The organism is Rhodococcus indonesiensis, from assembly GCF_047782815.1.
GTDB classification, from domain to species: Bacteria; Actinomycetota; Actinomycetes; order Mycobacteriales; family Mycobacteriaceae; genus Rhodococcus; species Rhodococcus indonesiensis.
In genome coordinates, this window is sequence record NZ_CP180630.1 from 1,869,396 (window position 1) to 1,884,982 (window position 15,587).

Annotated in this window: 13 protein-coding genes; 8 read left to right on the plus strand and 5 right to left on the minus strand. The window is 70.3% G+C overall.

Features of this window, described 5'->3' with window-relative positions; all coding sequences use genetic code 11:
• Positions 1-126: 126 nt before the first annotated feature.
• Both ACM26Y_RS08770 and ACM26Y_RS08775 read left to right on the plus strand, forming a co-directional pair.
• Positions 127-621 carry a MarR family winged helix-turn-helix transcriptional regulator gene (locus ACM26Y_RS08770; RefSeq protein WP_416063230.1) on the plus strand — a complete coding sequence of 165 codons (495 nt, stop codon included), beginning with the start codon at positions 127-129 and terminating at the stop codon, positions 619-621.
• Entirely contained in the window at positions 614-2,404 is a 1,791-nt protein-coding gene (locus ACM26Y_RS08775; RefSeq protein WP_289381211.1) for an AMP-dependent synthetase/ligase, read from the plus strand. The genes ACM26Y_RS08770 and ACM26Y_RS08775 overlap by 8 nt, the downstream gene beginning before the upstream one ends.
• A gap of 43 nt (positions 2,405-2,447) precedes the next feature.
• Here ACM26Y_RS08775 and malQ read toward each other — a convergent pair whose 3' ends face one another.
• The 3 genes from malQ to ACM26Y_RS08790 are packed head-to-tail and all read right to left on the minus strand — an operon-like array spanning position 2,448 to position 7,051.
• Positions 2,448-4,574: a 4-alpha-glucanotransferase gene (gene malQ / locus ACM26Y_RS08780; protein ID WP_416063231.1), complete on the minus strand. Its 2,127-nt coding sequence runs from the start codon at positions 4,572-4,574 to the stop codon at positions 2,448-2,450.
• Between the two features lie 48 nt (positions 4,575-4,622).
• Positions 4,623-5,288 (minus strand): response regulator, encoded by a 666-nt coding sequence (locus ACM26Y_RS08785; protein ID WP_416063232.1) that lies wholly within the window; start codon positions 5,286-5,288, stop codon positions 4,623-4,625.
• Complete coding sequence (locus tag ACM26Y_RS08790) at positions 5,285-7,051, minus strand: sensor histidine kinase (RefSeq protein WP_416063233.1); 1,767 nt, start codon at positions 7,049-7,051, stop codon at positions 5,285-5,287. Before ACM26Y_RS08790 ends, ACM26Y_RS08785 begins: the two co-directional genes overlap by 4 nt.
• A 147-nt stretch (positions 7,052-7,198) precedes the next feature.
• Between ACM26Y_RS08790 and ACM26Y_RS08795 the strand changes: the two genes are divergently transcribed.
• The 5 genes from ACM26Y_RS08795 (at position 7,199) to ACM26Y_RS08815 (ending at position 11,069) form a co-directional block, all read left to right on the plus strand.
• The gene (locus ACM26Y_RS08795; protein ID WP_416063234.1) at positions 7,199-8,866 is read left to right on the plus strand and encodes a protein kinase domain-containing protein; all 1,668 of its coding nucleotides are present in this window, start codon (positions 7,199-7,201) and stop codon (positions 8,864-8,866) included.
• A 355-nt stretch (positions 8,867-9,221) separates the two neighbouring features.
• Complete coding sequence (locus tag ACM26Y_RS08800; protein WP_416063235.1) at positions 9,222-9,695, plus strand: hypothetical protein; 474 nt, start codon at positions 9,222-9,224, stop codon at positions 9,693-9,695.
• 266 nt (positions 9,696-9,961) lie between these two features.
• Complete coding sequence (locus tag ACM26Y_RS08805; RefSeq protein ID WP_416063236.1) at positions 9,962-10,153, plus strand: hypothetical protein; 192 nt, start codon at positions 9,962-9,964, stop codon at positions 10,151-10,153.
• 88 nt (positions 10,154-10,241) lie between these two features.
• Positions 10,242-10,454, plus strand: a complete 213-nt coding sequence (locus ACM26Y_RS08810; RefSeq protein ID WP_416063643.1) for a hypothetical protein — start codon at positions 10,242-10,244, stop codon at positions 10,452-10,454.
• A gap of 90 nt (positions 10,455-10,544) precedes the next feature.
• Positions 10,545-11,069 (plus strand): cold-shock protein, encoded by a 525-nt coding sequence (locus ACM26Y_RS08815; RefSeq protein ID WP_416063237.1) that lies wholly within the window; start codon positions 10,545-10,547, stop codon positions 11,067-11,069.
• A gap of 318 nt (positions 11,070-11,387) precedes the next feature.
• Here ACM26Y_RS08815 and ACM26Y_RS08820 read toward each other — a convergent pair whose 3' ends face one another.
• Positions 11,388-12,770 carry a T3SS (YopN, CesT) and YbjN peptide-binding chaperone 1 gene (locus tag ACM26Y_RS08820; RefSeq protein ID WP_416063238.1) on the minus strand — a complete coding sequence of 461 codons (1,383 nt, stop codon included), beginning with the start codon at positions 12,768-12,770 and terminating at the stop codon, positions 11,388-11,390.
• Positions 12,771-12,921: 151 nt separating this feature from the next.
• Positions 12,922-13,917, minus strand: coding sequence for an alpha/beta hydrolase (locus tag ACM26Y_RS08825; RefSeq protein WP_416063239.1), 996 nt, complete (start codon positions 13,915-13,917; stop codon positions 12,922-12,924).
• Positions 13,918-14,201: 284 nt separating this feature from the next.
• Between ACM26Y_RS08825 and ACM26Y_RS08830 the strand changes: the two genes are divergently transcribed.
• Positions 14,202-15,584 (plus strand): WS/DGAT/MGAT family O-acyltransferase, encoded by a 1,383-nt coding sequence (locus ACM26Y_RS08830; RefSeq protein WP_416063240.1) that lies wholly within the window; start codon positions 14,202-14,204, stop codon positions 15,582-15,584.
• Positions 15,585-15,587 lie beyond the last annotated feature (3 nt).

The following is a 15,587-nucleotide window of genomic DNA, read 5'->3' on the forward strand; positions in this document are numbered from 1 at the left end:
GGTGGACGGTGCGGCTCGTCGACGGAGCCGGCGACGTAGTGCGGGATCCGGTCGTCGAGTCGTCTGTGCGGCGCCGCGGGTAGAGGCGATTGGGGTGTCGAGCGGCACAGGGCTTACAGTTGCGTTGTGCAACACAAACGGGAGGTTGCGGCGCAGTCCGCAGCGACCGGTGTATCCGAGGTCTACGACGAGTTCGTGTACCTGGTTCGCCATCTCACAGCGGGGGAGCGCGCCCATGACGACGTGCTGTCCCTTGCGCAGCATTCGATGCTCGGATTCATCGACCGCAACCTGGGCTGCCGAGCCACCGACATCTCGGATGCGTTCAGCGTGAATCGGTCGACCGTCTCCCGTCAGCTGCGCAGCTGCATCGACGCCGGCTGGGTCCAGGCCGAGGCCGGACCCACCCGGCTCGGCCATCCCCTCCGGCTCACCGACCGGGGCCGCGAGATCCTCGCCCGCACCGTCGCCGGGCGCCACGACGAGATCCGCGCGGCGCTGACCGGCTGGGACCGGGACGACATCGATCGGTTCGTCGACATGCTGCGCCGATTCCGCCAGGGAGTGGAACACCGGTCCACTGCCCGCCCCGACCACAACGAGGGAGACGCTCGTGCGTGAGTACACCACCCCCGCCCAGTTCACCGTCGGCGACGACGAATCGGTCGTCCGCACGGTCTTCACGCACGCGGAGAAGACCCCGCACCGCGTGATGTACTCCCGCCCGGAGGGCGAGGACTGGGTCGCCGTGACCGCACGGCAGTTCGCCGAGCAGGTCTCGGGGGTCGCCAAGGGTCTCATCGCGGCGGGTGTGCAGCCCGGCGACCGGGTCGCCCTGCTCTCGGCCACCCGGTACGAGTGGGCGTTGTTCGACTACGCCATCTGGGCCGCCGGTGCCGCCACCGTGCCGATCTACGACTCCTCGTCCACCGAGCAGATCCGCTGGATCCTGCAGGATTCCGAGGCCGGCATCGCCGTCGTCGAGACCGCGCGCCACGAAGCGCTGTTCGTCGACATGCCGGACACGCTGCGTCGCACCCTGCGGATCGACGGGGGTGCGGTGGACACGCTGATCGCCGAGGGCGCCGCCGTCGACGACGCGACCCTGCAGGCCCGCCTCGACGGCATCCGCGCCGACGACCTCGCCTCGCTCGTGTACACCTCGGGTACCACCGGCCGGCCCAAGGGCTGCATGCTCACCCATCGCAACTTCTACAGCGAGGTCCGCGGCATCCTCACCGCCTCGATCGGTGAGGTCGCCAAGCCGGGCAGTCGGGTCCTGACCTTCCTGCCGCTCGCGCATGTGCTGGCCCGGGCCGTGTCGCTGGCCGTCTTCGAAGGCGGTGCGGCGCAGGCACACTGGTCGGACTTCGGCACCATCTCCGCCCAGTTCGAGCGGTACGCCCCCAACACGATCCTCGGCGTGCCGCGCGTCTTCGAGAAGGTGCGCGACGCCGCGGCCCGCAAGGCCGCGGCCGGCGGCCGATTCAACGCGGCGATCTTCGCGTTCGCGGAGGAGACCGCCATCGCCTACAGTGAGTCGCTCGACCACGGCGGTCCGTCGTTCGCCCTCAAGGCCAAGCGCAACATGGCCGACAAGCTCGTCTACGCCAAGCTGCGGCAGGCGATGGGCGGCGAGTGCTGGTTCGCGATCTCCGGTGGCGGTGCCCTGAGCCCCCGCCTCGGCCACTTCTTCCGCGGCGTCGGGGTCCCGATCTACGAGGGCTACGGCCTGACCGAGAGCACCGCCGCGCACAGTGTGAACGTTCCCGGTGCCCAGAAGATCGGCACCGTCGGACAACCGATGGGCGGCAACAGCACCCGCATCGCCGACGACGGCGAGATCGAGCTGCGCGGCGGGGTCGTGTTCCGGGGCTACTGGCGCAACGAGAAGGCCACCGCCGAGGCCTTCCACGACGGCTGGTTCCGCACCGGCGATCTCGGCGAGATCGACGACGACGGCTATGTGCGTATCACCGGCCGCAAGAAGGACCTCATCATCACCGCCGGCGGCAAGAACGTCTCCCCGGGTCCGCTCGAGGACCGGATGCGCTCGCACACCCTCGTCTCGCAGGCCGTGGTCGTCGGCGACGGACGCAGCTACATCACCGCGCTGCTCACCGTCGACCCCGAGGTGCTCGACAACTGGAAGGCCGAGAACGGCAAGCCCCCCACGGCCACCATCGCCGACCTGCGCCGCGACCCGGCCCTGCACGATGCGCTGCAGTCCATCGTCGACGACGCCAACTCGATGGTCTCGCACGCCGAGGCCATCAAGAAGTTCGTCGTCCTCGACCGGGACCTCACCGAGGAGACCGGTGAGCTGACGCCGACGCTGAAGATCAAGCGCAACGTCGTGACCGAGCGTTTCGCGGCCGACATCGAGAGCATGTACGCGAAGTGACGCGCGGCCGGCTGCCGGGTTCCCGGCAGCCGGCCCGAGGCGTTCAGGCCTTGTCGGCGGACGGCTCCGGGGCTGCCGCGTCGAGCAGGGCCGCGAACCGCTCGTTGCCGGGCAGGTCCTCGAGCAGCACGGTCCGGCCGTTCTCGTCGGCCAGCGGGATCCGCCAGTTCGGGTACTCGTCGGACGTGCCCGGCTGATTCTGGCTGCGTCGCTCCCCGACGGCGTCGGCCAGCGACACCCCGATCAGCGCCGACGGGCTCGCGGCGACGAACCGGTGCAGTGCCTCGACGGTGCGCTGCTCGTCGGCATCCGCGTCGAGCAGCCCGCGCTCGCGCAGCACCGCCAGCACGGCGTCGCGTTCGGCGGCCGCATCGGCGGCCTCGGTCTCCAGGTCCCGCTCCAGCAGACCCAGCTCGGAGCGCAGCGTGATGTGTTCTCCGGCAAGGAAACCCGCCGTCGGCGGCAGGTCGTGCGTGGTGACCGATGTCAGGCACAGCCGGCGGTAGCTCTCCGGTGGCCGCGGATCGTTGCCGTCGCGCTCGAACCACAGGATCGACGTCCCGGCGATGCCGCGGCGCGACAGGTACTCCTGCACCCAGCTCTCGAACACGCCGAGGTCCTCGCCGATCAGCACGGCGCCTGCCCGGTGCGCCTCGAGTGCCAGGATCCCGATGAAGGCGTCGTGGTCGTACTTGACGTACGTGCCCTGATCGGGCGTGCAGCCCTCGGGAATCCACCAGGTGCGGAACAGGCCCAGGATGTGGTCCACGCGCAGACCCCCCGCGTGGCGCAGCGCGGTGCGCACCACGTCGCGGTAGGGGCGGTAGCCGAGCTCGGCGAGCCGGACCGGATGCCAGGGCGGCTGGGTCCAGTCCTGGCCCTGCCGGTTGAAGTCGTCCGGCGGTGCCCCGACGGTCATATCGCGGATCAGCGCGTCGCCGAGCGTCCAGGCATCCGCACCGTCGGGCCGGACACCCACCGCCAGGTCGTGGACGATCCCGATGTCCATGCCGGCCGCGCGCGCCGTCGCCTGCGCCTCGGCGAGCTGCTCGTCGCACAGCCACTGCAACCAGCAGTGGAACTCGATGCGCTCGGCCAGCTTGGTCCGCTGCCGCGTGACGTACGGCTCGTCCGGGGTGGCCGCCGACGTCTGCCAGCGGGTGCTGCGCTCACCGAACTTCTCGCTGAGGGCGCACCACAACGCGAAGTCGGTCAGCGCGTCGCCACCGGCGGCACGGAACGCGTCGAACTGCGCCTGCCGCGCCGGGCTGCGCGGCACCCGGAACACGTGCCCGAGCACCTCCAGCTTGGCCCGGTACGCGGTGTCGCGGTCGATGCGCTTGTCCTTGCGGTTCGACTTGGCGAACTTCCCGGTGTACGCCTCGAGCGTCTTGCGGTGCTTGCGCGGCAGGAACGCCGCCTCCCGGATGTTCTCCACGCGCAGGTAGATCGGGTGCACGAACCGCCGTGAACTCGGCAGGTACGGCGACGGCTCGAGCGGCGGCTCCGGTTCGCCCGCGTGGACGGGATTGACGAGCACGAAGTCGCCCCCGTGCACGGAGGCGGTGATCGCCGCGAGGTCCGCGAGGTCCGCGAAGTCGCCGACGCCCCACGACCGCTTCGACCGCACCGAGTACAACTGCGTGGCCAGGCCGCGGCGGCGTCGCTCGAGGAGCCGGTCGGCGGTGGCGAGCCGGGCGGGGGTCACCACCAGGGTGGCTTCGGCCTCGGTGTCTTTGCTGCGGGCGTGCAGGGTGTGCCACCCGAGCGGAAGGTCCGGGACGGCGAACGTCGCGCGGCCGACGAGCCGGCCGTCGACCTTCCGGGGATCGACCCACACGTCCCGCTGCGCGACCTCGACGACGTCGCCGTCCTCGGTGCGCACCTGCACCTGCACCGGGTCACCGTGGGGCACGTGCACCGGGAAGGTGTGTTCCTCGCCCTGCACGACCACCAGCACGGGCGGCAGCATCCGCCGCCACGGCCGATTCGGCACATCCAGCAGGGCGGCGTCGATCTCCGCCTCGGTGCCGGCGGGCACCCCGAGGGAGACCAGGACCCGGCGCAGCGTGTCGTTGCTCGCGTAGTGGTCCTGCTGATCCCACCCCACGTACGTGGTGGCGATCCCGAATTGCTCGGCCAGTTCCCGCAGCTTCACCGTCGATGTCACGACACCCGATCATGCCAGGTCGCGGACCGCCCGGCAGACCTGCCGGGATCAGCTGCGGACGGTGGGGCCGAGGTAGGCGAGCACGGCCCGGACACGCTGGTGGTCGTCGGGTTCGGGTGGCAGGCCGAGCTTGTCGAAGACGGCGCGCACGAGCACGTCGACGGAGCGTTCCCCGAGGGACAGGGCGGCTCCGATCATCCGGTTCGAACAGCCTTCGACCATGAGGGTCAGGACCTCCCGCTCCCGGGAGGACAGGTCGTCGAGGGCCACCCGGTCGCGGTGCGGCCGCGAGATCAACCGGCCGGCCACGTCGGGATCGAGTGCCGTTCCACCCGCCGCGACGCGGTGCAGCGAGCCGAGGAACCCGTCGATGTCGGAGAGGCGGTCCTTGAGCAGATATCCCAGACCGGCGGTCCCGCCGGCGAAGACGTTCATGACGTTCTCGGTTTCCACGTACTGGGACAGCAGCAGCACGGCGGTACCCGGGAAACACCGCCGAACGGTGAGGGCGGCGTCGATCCCTTCCGTGGTGTGGGTGGGCGGCATCCGGATGTCGACGACGGCGAGGTCCGGGTGGTGCTCTCCGACCAGTTGCAGCAGACCCTGCCCGTCCGCGGCCTGGCCGACCACCTCGATCCCCTCGTCGCGCAGCAGGCCGGCGATGCCCTCGCGGAGCACCGCGGAGTCGTCGGCGAGCACCACCCGCAGGTTCATGACGGCTCCCCGGGTTCCCCGGCGGTGAGGGGAAGGGACAGCGTCAGGGTTGTGCCGCCCCCCGTGGGACTGTGCACATCGAGCACCCCACCGAGAGCCGCGGCCCGGTCGCTCAGCCCGCTCAAGCCGCCGCCGGCGGTCAACGTCGCACCGCCGCACCCGTCGTCGGTGACGACCATCCGCAGCATGTCGCCGTCCCGGCGGAGGTCGATCCCGATGTGGGTGGCGCCGGAGTGCTTGGTGGCGTTGGCAACCGCTTCCGCGGCGATGAAGTAGGCGGCGAGTTCGACCGAGGCGGGAGCCCGCCCGGTCAGGGTGTCGACGATCTCCACCGGCAGCGGAGCGCGCTCGGCCAGAGCGGTCAGCGCGGCGGCGAGACCGTGTTCCTGCAGCACCGGCGGATAGACGCCCCGGGCCAGTTCCCGCAGCTCCACCAGCGCCGAGTCCAGTTCGGCCGTGCCCTCGGTGAGCAACTCCTGCTTGCGCTCCGGCTGGGACGTCCGCTGCGCACGCCGCAACAGGATCGTCGCAGCGACCAGGCGTTGCTGCGCACCGTCGTGCAGGTTGCGTTCGAGCCGCCGCCGCTGCGCGTCCCCGGCGGCGACGATCCGCTCCCGGGACCTGCGGACCTCGGCGAGCTGAGCCTGCAACTCGGACTGGAGCCGCTGGTTGTCCAGCGCGAGGGTCGCCGCGCTGCGCACCGCCGCGAGCAGTTGCGGCTGATGCCGCAGCGACCGGTCGTACACGAGCGCCCCGACCGGGACGCCGTCGCGTTCCAGGACGGTCGCCGCCCGGGGGGCGTCGCCGTCCGGCAGGCGCTGCGGGTCCCCGTGCGCGTCGAGGTACTGGTTCGACTGCGGCGACCACGACCACAGGACCAGCCCGGGGTCGCGCAGCGCCTTGCGCAGCGCGTGGACGAACTCCTCCCCGAGCGGGGCCGCACCGACCTCGATCATCACGTCGCTGACCGCGCCGCGGGCGACCCGGTAGCGCCACAACCCCACCAGCACCGCGATCGGAAACAGCGCCGTCGCCAGGTAGCCCACGTAGGCCGTCCCCACGTTCCCCATACCCGACGACTGCGCGGTGAACAGTCCTGTTCCGATGACCGTGGCGAACCCGAGAATCCCGGCGACCCACAGGGGCGCGAACGCGGCCCGATAGGCCGGAGATCCCGCCCGCCACCGGGCCAGCAGCACACCGATCACGACCACACTGACGCCGGCGGCCACCGCACCGAACACCAGCTGCAGGACCCGGAAGATCGCCGGGTCGTCCCGGACCAGCAGGAGGTTGGGCGCGGTGAACCATTCGGTGCCGATCATCACGGACGGGTTGTAGAACATCAGGTCGAGCAGCACCGAGACCAGGAAGAACACATAGCAGCCACCCACGAACCACCGTTCCCACCGCCGGGTCAGTCGCCCCGTCGGAAAGCCCAGCAGTATGTGGATCAACACCGGCAGGTACATCACCGTCAGCGCCGCCCCGAGGGTGAAGACCACCGGATTGCGGGCCGCGGCGCCGCCCTTCACCAGCCACAACACCCCGGCCAGCACCATCAGCCGTCCCGTGTTGTCGTCCGGTCGGCTCTGCCACGCGACGATGCCCGCCGCGACGAAGGCGACACCGACCGCGAGGAACGCCACCAGCTCCACCGGTCCCGCGGGCGGACCTCCCGGCCAATCGACCGACACCAGCACCACCCCGACAACCAGCAGGGTGGTCACGGCGACGACCGCCGGCAATGTTCGACGACTCACGACGAGGCCTCCGATCCTCGCTCTCAGCATCCCGCTCCGGGCCCCGGCCGACCACCGTGCTGGCACTGTTCGACCATCCGTGATTCCGCCTCGGTTCCGCCGACGATCCCCGAGGGGTTGAATAGAGGAGACGGGCCGCTTCGGGAGGTGGTGGCGGTGAGCGGAAACGGGGCTCCCGGGCCGGGTTCGGTGTTTGCCGGGTACACCATCGAGCGGCTGCTCGGCGCGGGCGGCATGGGGGCGATCTACCTGGCGCAGCACCCGCACCTGCCGCGCAAGGTGGCCCTCAAACTGCTCCATCCGGTCCTGACCGCCGACGACAGTGTCCGGGCCCGCTTCGAACTCGAGGCCGACCACGCTGCGCGGCTCGAGCACGCCAACATCGTCCAGGTCTACGACCGCGGCTGCGAGGACGGCCGGCTCTGGATCGCGATGCAGTACGTCCCCGGCACCAACGCCGCCGCGCTGCTCCGGCAGGGCCCCGTCCCGCCCGAGCGGGCAGTGCACATCGTCTGCGAGATCGGCAAGGCCCTCGACTACGCCCACCAGGCCGGGGTGCTGCACCGGGATGTGAAGCCGACGAACATTCTGCTGGCCGAGCCCGCCGGTCCGGGCGAGCCGGAACGGGTCCTGCTCACCGACTTCGGCATCGCCAAGGCCCTCGACGAGGCGAGCGGGCTCACCCGCACGGGGACGTTCGTCGGCAGTCTGCAGAACGCCGCACCCGAGCAGTTCGACACCACCGTCGCGCTCGACCGCCGCACCGACATCTACTCGCTCGGCTGCACCCTCTACCACCTGCTCACCGGCCGGCCCCCGTACTCCGGCGACACCCTGCCCAAGCTGTGGCACGGACACGTCCGCAGCCCGATACCCCGGCCGAGCGAGGCCCGGCCCGACCTGCCGAAAGCGTTCGACGCCGTCGTCGCGCGCGCCCTCGCCAAGGACCGCAACGACCGCTACGGGACCTGCCGGGAACTCACCGCCGCCGCCCGCGCTGCCCTCACCGGAGAGACCACGACCACCGCCCCCGCCCCGGTTCCCACCGCGGCGGGTGACGACACCCTGGCCCGCACGGTGGCGGTGGACGCCGCCGCGGAACCGACCCGGGTCGCCGCACCGCGGCGCGCCGCACGGCGCGGCGACAGCGCGGCACCGCTGCGGGTGGTGCTCGCCGACGACTCCGTGCTCCTGCGCGAGGGCATCTCCCGGCTACTGAGCGACGAGGGAATCGACGTCGTAGGCGAGGCCGGTGACGCTGCCGCCCTGCTCGCTCTCGTCGCCGACGAACGTCCCGACATCGCCGTCGTCGACATCCGGATGCCCCCGACCCATACGACCGAGGGAATTGTCGCCGCCGCGACCATCCGTGCCGACCACCCCGACACCGCGGTGGTCCTGCTGTCGCAGTACGTGGAAACCGACCACGTCATGAACCTGATCGCCGACGGGGCCGCCGGCCTGGGCTATCTGCTCAAGGATCGGGTCGCCGACATCGACGAGTTCGTCGACACCCTGCACCGGGTCGCCGAGGGCGGTTCGGCCATCGACCCCAGCGTGGTGAGCCGACTGGTGACCCGGCCGCACCGCGACAGCCGTCCCATCGACACGCTGTCCACCCGCGAACGCGAGGTCCTCGCTCTCATGGCCGAGGGCCGCTCGAACCGGGCGATCGGGGCGGCCCTGTTCCTCGGGGAACGCACCGTCGAGGCGCACGTCAGGGCGATCTTCCTCAAGCTGGGGCTGCACCCCGAACCCGAAGACCACAGGCGTGTCCTGGCCGTGCTGAAGCACCTCGAGGCGACCACGCCCTGAGCCGTCCCGGACGCCATGTCGGGCGCGCGCCGCCCGTTCGCGGCACGCTGTCCTGGGTGTACTGGCGAAGCGTCAGGAAAGTGAGGCCGAGTCGCGCAGAAGGTCGTAGGTGCAAGATCAGGGCTGAGGTCGACTACCGTCGTGCCGGCCATGACGAGCAGGCAAGCATCGGGTCACAACTGAACTTCTTCGACAAGCTGGGGCCCGGCACCTCATCGACCAGGAGCCTATGGGGAATCCGATCGGCACCCTCGCTGACCCATGAGCGTCAGCGAGGAAATCATGATCTGGCATGCTCTGCGGGAAGGCCGGTGCACGACCCCAATCGGCCCTACCGAGCAGGATCGAGGACTCTGTGAAGACACTCATGGGCCGAGCAATCGCATCCGTCTTTGCGGCTTCGGCCGTGGCCGTGTTCACTGCGGGGCCTGCTGCCGCAGCACCGGACGACGTCACGCTGACGGCCGCCGCCCGCGGCCAGACTGTGACAGCAACGATCACTAACAACACTGGGGCGGACATCGGGTGTGCGGTGATCGGCATGCCCCCGGGTCTGCACCCTGAACACGATCCGATCGCCTTTTCTGTGGGGTTCGTCGACAACGAATTCGAGCCGGTAACGATCAGCCCGGGAACTCATGCGATTGCCTTCCAACGTGTCCCGGAAGGTGACTACGTGGTCGACTGGGGTTGCACGGACAATGTGCGTGAGGTGTGGGGAACGCCGCTCATGTACAGCCTCAGTGCGACCGCGGAACCGGTCTCGGTCACCGTTGTTGCAGAAGACTGCTTCGGTTCGGCATGCCTGCCGCCCGCATTCGGCCTCTGACGGCAGCCACCGGCCATCGACTGAGCCGAGGTCGCCACCGTACTCGGCTGCAGGGCCGCTGCTGACCCGCAGGCGATGATCTTGCTGGTGTTCTGCGAATAGTTGTGACCTGCGGATTCTGCTTTCGTACTTGGCCGATGTGAAGATCGAGCCGGTCGACACGTCCGCGGCAGGGCTTCGTATCCGCATTTGCGCGGTGTCTGAGGACGCTTCGGGTTCACCGAGTTCCTACTGTGCGGCTCAACGACGGAGAGACTTTCGCGGCCATGCTCTACGAAGAAGTTCGGACGATGGGGTTTCGTGGCAGCTACACCACCGTCCGGACCAATCTTCGCCTGCTGCGGCAGGCCGGGGTCGCACCGGTGACAAGGCCGCTCCCGAAGTTCCCACAGATCACCTTCTGGATGCTGCGCCGCCCCGACGGCCTGAAAGATCGGACTCAATCAGGTCTTGGCTGACTGCAAGCATCTCGAGGCCACCGCCATTCATGTCACCGCCTTCGCGCATATGCTCACCGAATACCGCGGCGAGACGCTCAACGCGTGGATGGCTGCGGTCCGCGCCGATGATCTGCCACACTTGCAACGCTTCGTCCGAGGCCTGGAAACCGACCACGATGTGGGGCGCAACGGTCTGACCTTGCCCTACAGTTCCGGCGCGGTCGAAGGTGACGTCAACCGCATTGAGACGCTCAAGCGGCAGGTGCACGGCCGGGCTGGCTTCCACCTGCTCCGCAAGCGAATCTTGCTCAGTCACTGACACGACCAGGAACGTTCGGTAGCGAGGGATGTGAGAAATACTGAGCTGGTGGCGAGTCGAGGAGTGGTCCGCAGTTGGGATCTCGAGCGCATGCAAGGTGTCATCGACAGTGACGATGTCCCCGGTGGCTGTCTCGTGCGGTTCGCTGCGGTAGCGGTCGACGGGTTTCCCGCACTGCACCAGGGCGATCACGTCGAATTCGAGTGGCACCTGCTCGATCAGCCGAAATTGGGTTACGCCTACGAATGCACCCGGGCGTGGCCCGCCGGGCAGCACCCTGTTGCGCGAGGAGGGCGGCCGTTCCGCTCCGGACTGTGGAGGATGCGCGCCGACGGCACCGCCGAGAAGGTGACGATCGAGTCGTCCGAACAGGCTCTGCCCACACCGAAGTCCGACGGACAGACGACCGGCACCGTACGAATGTGGAACGACGAAGAAGGGTGGGGAGTGATCGATTCTCCTCAGACCCCTGGCGGGTGCTGGGCGCACTTCAGTCACATTGTCGCCGAAGGGTTCCGGACGTTAGAAGTAGGTGCCACCGTCAGCCTCGACTGGCAACAGGTCACCAACCAGGACGGCTATCGGTACTGCGCCACCCGTGTTGAGCAACGGTGACCACTCAGAATTTCAACCACTGCACTCTTCGGGGCCGCTGGTGTACGGCCATCACGTAAAGCGGGTAAGAACCAGCCTCCATATGCTGCCCCCGAACGGCGCCGGGTTGCAGGCTCGGTGTCTGTTGGCTGCGTTCGGCCCGTATGCGAACGGCTGCGGTAGCGGCATGGTGGTTGAGCCGCCGTTGTCCGAGTTGGATCGCCGTGTCGGTGGCGGATCCGGGACATGCGACGCCTGACCTCGCTCCGGGCACGGCGGCGCGGATCGCCGCGTCGGCAGCCATCCGTCCCGCGGCAGCGGCACGCCCGCCCGAGGTGCTCAGTCGGAGAGTTCGTCGAACAGCGTGGGCTCGTCCGGGTTCTCGAACAGCTCGGTCTGCTCGGGAGGGGACGACCGGCGCCGGCGCCGGCGCTTCCCGGTGCTGCCGGCCGGGGGCACGAGCAGCCGCATCGCTGCGGTGAGCGAGCGGCAGGTCGATTCCCATTCCCGCGCCTTCGCCTCGGCCCGCGCGGTACCGGCGTCGTCCCCCGCCGCGGCGCGGCCCATCGCCTCGGCCTGCCAGCACACCTGCGCGTCCACACTCAGCCGCAGGAAACGCAGCAACTGGTCCGGTTCGTCGTCGGCCATGCGGGCCACCGTGCGGGGCTCGACCGACACCTCTCCGTCGAGATGGAGGTCGCGCAGTGCCAGCAGCGTCAACGGAAGATCCGCCTCGGACTCGGTCGTCCACGGCGGCAGCTCGTCCGCGGGCGGCGGCACACAGTCGTGGTCGGTCTCGTGCAGCAGCTCGCCGCCGAGGCTGGTGCCGAACCCCTCGTCCAGCCCCTCGAGGAACTGCGCGACCAGGTCGAGTGTGGCCAGCAGGTGGGCCGGCACGAACGGCGACGCGGGCAGGTGCGCCGCCACCGCGACCCGGTCCTCGACCAGCACGAACTTCAGGTGCGGCCACCGCCGGTTGAGGTCGGCGACGACCTCGGCGGCGCGGGTACGTCCGGTGATGTGGTGGACGATCGGGGCGAACACGTCGACGGTGCGCTCGTGCGGCCCGACGCCGACGAACACGAGCATCCCCGCGACCCGAACCGCCAGATCGCCGTCCTCGTCCCACAGCGGGACGTCGCCGATCCGCTCGCGCAGCGTCGACTCGATCAGCTCGCGGACATGGTCCTCGCCCGCCGTCTCGACGGCGAGGGGGAGCGCAGCCTGCGGCGGGATCTCCTCGGCCGGCGGGGGCAGTTCGAAGTCGGCCCGTCCGGTGCCGAACGTCTCGGTGCGCAGGAACAGCGGATGCGGCACCCCCCACACCCGGCGCAGCGCCGTCACCGCGACGGCCGCGAGCTGGTCGGCCCACGCCGCGGGCCGGTCCATCCAGTAGGCGGGCGACCCGCCGTCCTCCGGGTCTTCGGGTCCCCGGGACGGTTCGCGCCAGCCCAGCTCGGCGAGCAGCGCCTCGTCGCCCGGCCGGAGACGACGATCGGGGTCGAGGTGGGCATTGGACGGCACCTCGCACCGGACCTGGCCCTCACCCCACGCGTAGAACTGCACGCACGGTCCGGCGGGGCCGGTGTCCTCCTCGACGAGCGGTTCGAGGACCAGCCCGTCGCCGTCGCGCATCGATGCCACATGGTCGGCGAGACGTGCCCGGAATTCGCTCCAGGACCGGTCGACGTCGCGGTCGAATCGGCTCTCGGTGTCGGTCACGATCCACCCCCTTTCCGCGGTCGCGGGACCGTGTGAAGACACTAGCCGGGGGGACCGACAGGCGCCGCGCGGGCAGCATCGCGCGGTTGCGGGGCCCGGGACGTCCGGCCACTCGGGGGGTCGTAGTCGGCGCCCCCCTCCGGCCGACCCGTCAGTCCAGGCTGCGGACGAACACCCCGATCGAAGCGACGGCCCGTCCCGCCTCGGGCACGATGCCCGCCGCGGCCTGGAACACGTGCACCTGCCGCTCCCACACCTGCAGTTCGCAGTGCACGCCCGCGCTCGCGAGACGTTCGGCCATCAGCTCGGCGTCGACGTACGTCATCTCCTCCGAACCGGTCTGGATGAGGGTGGGGGGCATCGCGGTCAGGTCGGCGTCGACCGGCGACACCGCACGCGGGCCCGACCCACCGGCGGCGGCGTCGATGCGGGCGATCACGTCGGCCAGGGCCGGAACGGCGCGGCGCGGGAACAGGGCGCACCGATACGAATTGGGATGCGCGAGCTTGCCGCGAGTGTCGAGGTCGGTCAGCGGCGAGAGCGCCACGTTGCCGGCCGGACGGCCGAGACCGAGCCGCAGCGCCGCGAGCGTCACCTGGAAGGTGAGGAATCCGCCCGCCGAGTCGCCGGCCACCACGATGCGCTCCGCCGGGTAGCCGTGCGCCATCAACCACCGCAGCCCCTCGATGCCGTCCTCGACCGCGCTCTCGATCGGGTGCCCCGGCAGCATGCGGTAGGCGACGCTGAGCACGGGAGCCCCGGCCGCCGACGAGATGCGGGAGACCATCTGCCGGTGGGTGGCCAGCCCGCACACCAGGAACGCCCCGCCGTGCAGGTACAGGATCGCGGTGGCGCCGTCGGCACCCGGGGCGGCGAGGAACTCGGCGCGGCAGGACGGCAGCCGCACCGGATGCCGGTGCGTGCCGGGGACCGGCTTGAGGGGGAACGCGAGCCGGTCGACCACGCCCGTCGGCCAGGGCAGGTGCGGGGCACGCGCCCACGCGTCGATGACCGGCTTGACGGTGCTGCGCACCGAGAACGTCAGGGCCTGCGACGGCATGCTCACCCCGGCGATCTCACGCCGCAGCACCGGCCGCGGCACGGGCGGATACGACAACGAAGGATGGTTCGACGCGGTGCTCGTCATCGGGGCCTCCTCGTCCTCGTCCGCTCGGGCGGAGCTGCTCTCGTCGTCGGCTCCGGCTCGTCCTCCGCGGCCCTTCCGCCGTGGCTTTCGCAACGTTCGTCCGGGTCGGTTGATCGACAGTACGACGACGATCCGCCGGGGCGAAGCACCGTGACTCGATGGAGACCGGACATCGAGGTTTTCGCAGGTCGCGGGCCTTTCTGTTACCGATTCGGTACGGCATGCGCGGGGCCGACGTACGATCCATCCCAGCATGCGACGGCGGACGAAAGGGGGCAGTCCCCGTGGGGTACATGCCGGTGACGGACTCGATGTTCCTGCTCGCCGAGTCGCGGGAGCGCCCGATGCACTTCGGTTCGCTGGAACTGTTCACCCCGCCGCCCGACGCCGGTCCGGGGTACGTCACCGACCTCTACAACCGGCTCGTCGCCGACGCGCACGTCGACGAGCTGTTCCGCAAGCGACCGGCCGATCCGGTGTCGAGTCTCGGCTACACCTGGTGGACCGTCGACGACGAGATCGATCTCGAGTACCACGTCCGGCACTCGGCGTTGCCGGCACCGGGGCGGATCCGCGAACTGTTCACCCTCGTCTCCCGCCTGCACAGTGGGCTGCTCGACCGGCACCGGCCCCTGTGGGAAGCGCACGTGATCGAAGGGCTCGCCGACGGCCGGTTCGCCGTCTACACGAAGATGCACCACGCGCTGCTCGACGGGGTCTCCGGGCTGCGGCTGCTGCAACGCACCTACACCGCCGACCCGAGCGTGCGCGACTTCCCGGCGCCGTGGCACCTGCCGCCCCGCCCCCGATCCGGGAACGGATCCGGGACCGCAGAGCGGACGTCGACCATTGGTACGGTGCGCTCCGTGGCCGGCGACGTGATCGGCGCGGCGCCCGTTGCGCTGCGGATCGCGCGGACCGTGCTCGGCGGCCGCCGCGTCGCACTGCCGTACGAGGCCCCGCGGTCGATGTTCAACGTCCCGATCGACGGCACGCGACGTTTCGCGGCGCAGTCCTGGAGCCGCGCACGCATCACTCGGGTGCGGCGCGCGGCCGGCGTGTCGAGCAACGACGTCGTCGTCGCCATGTGCGCCGGGGCCATCCGCGCGTACCTCCTCGAACGGCAGGCGCTGCCCGAGACCCCGCTCATCGCGATGGTCCCGGTGTCGCTACGCGCGAAGGACACCCCCGAATCGGGCTCGGGCGGCAACAGCGTCGGGGTCACGCTGTGCAACCTCGGCACCCATCTCGAGGACCCGCTCACCCGGCTGTCGACGGTCAGCGACTCGATGGCGGAGGGCAAAACCCTGTTCGGCGGCATGACACCGCTGCAGGCGACGGTGTGGTCGGCGCTCAACATCGCCGGACTCGCGCTGGCGCCCATCTCGGGCGCGGTCGCCCTGGCGCCGCCACCGTTCAACCTCATCATCTCCAACGTGCCGGGACCGCGGGAACCGGTGTACCGCGGCGGATCCCGGCTCGACGGGATCTACCCGGTATCGGTCGTGCTCAGCGGTCAGGCACTCAACATCACGCTGACCAACACCGCGGACACCGTCGACTTCGGCGTCGTCGGGTGCCGCCGCACCGTCCCCGCGCTGCAGCGACTGCTCGGGCATCTCGAGGACGCCCTCGCGGAACTCGAACTTGCACTCGATATTTCGTGAGGG

Bases quoted from the DNA above. Each gene is read 5' to 3' on its own strand.
- ACM26Y_RS08825 (WP_416063239.1), bottom strand. From the start codon at position 13,917: ATGACGAGCACCGCGTCGAACCATCCTTCGTTGTCGTATCCGCCCGTG.
- ACM26Y_RS08805 (WP_416063236.1), top strand. From the start codon at position 9,962: ATGCTCTACGAAGAAGTTCGGACGATGGGGTTTCGTGGCAGCTACACC.
- ACM26Y_RS08810 (WP_416063643.1), top strand. From the start codon at position 10,242: ATGGCTGCGGTCCGCGCCGATGATCTGCCACACTTGCAACGCTTCGTC.
- ACM26Y_RS08785 (WP_416063232.1), bottom strand. From the start codon at position 5,288: ATGAACCTGCGGGTGGTGCTCGCCGACGACTCCGCGGTGCTCCGCGAG.
- ACM26Y_RS08815 (WP_416063237.1), top strand. From the start codon at position 10,545: ATGCAAGGTGTCATCGACAGTGACGATGTCCCCGGTGGCTGTCTCGTG.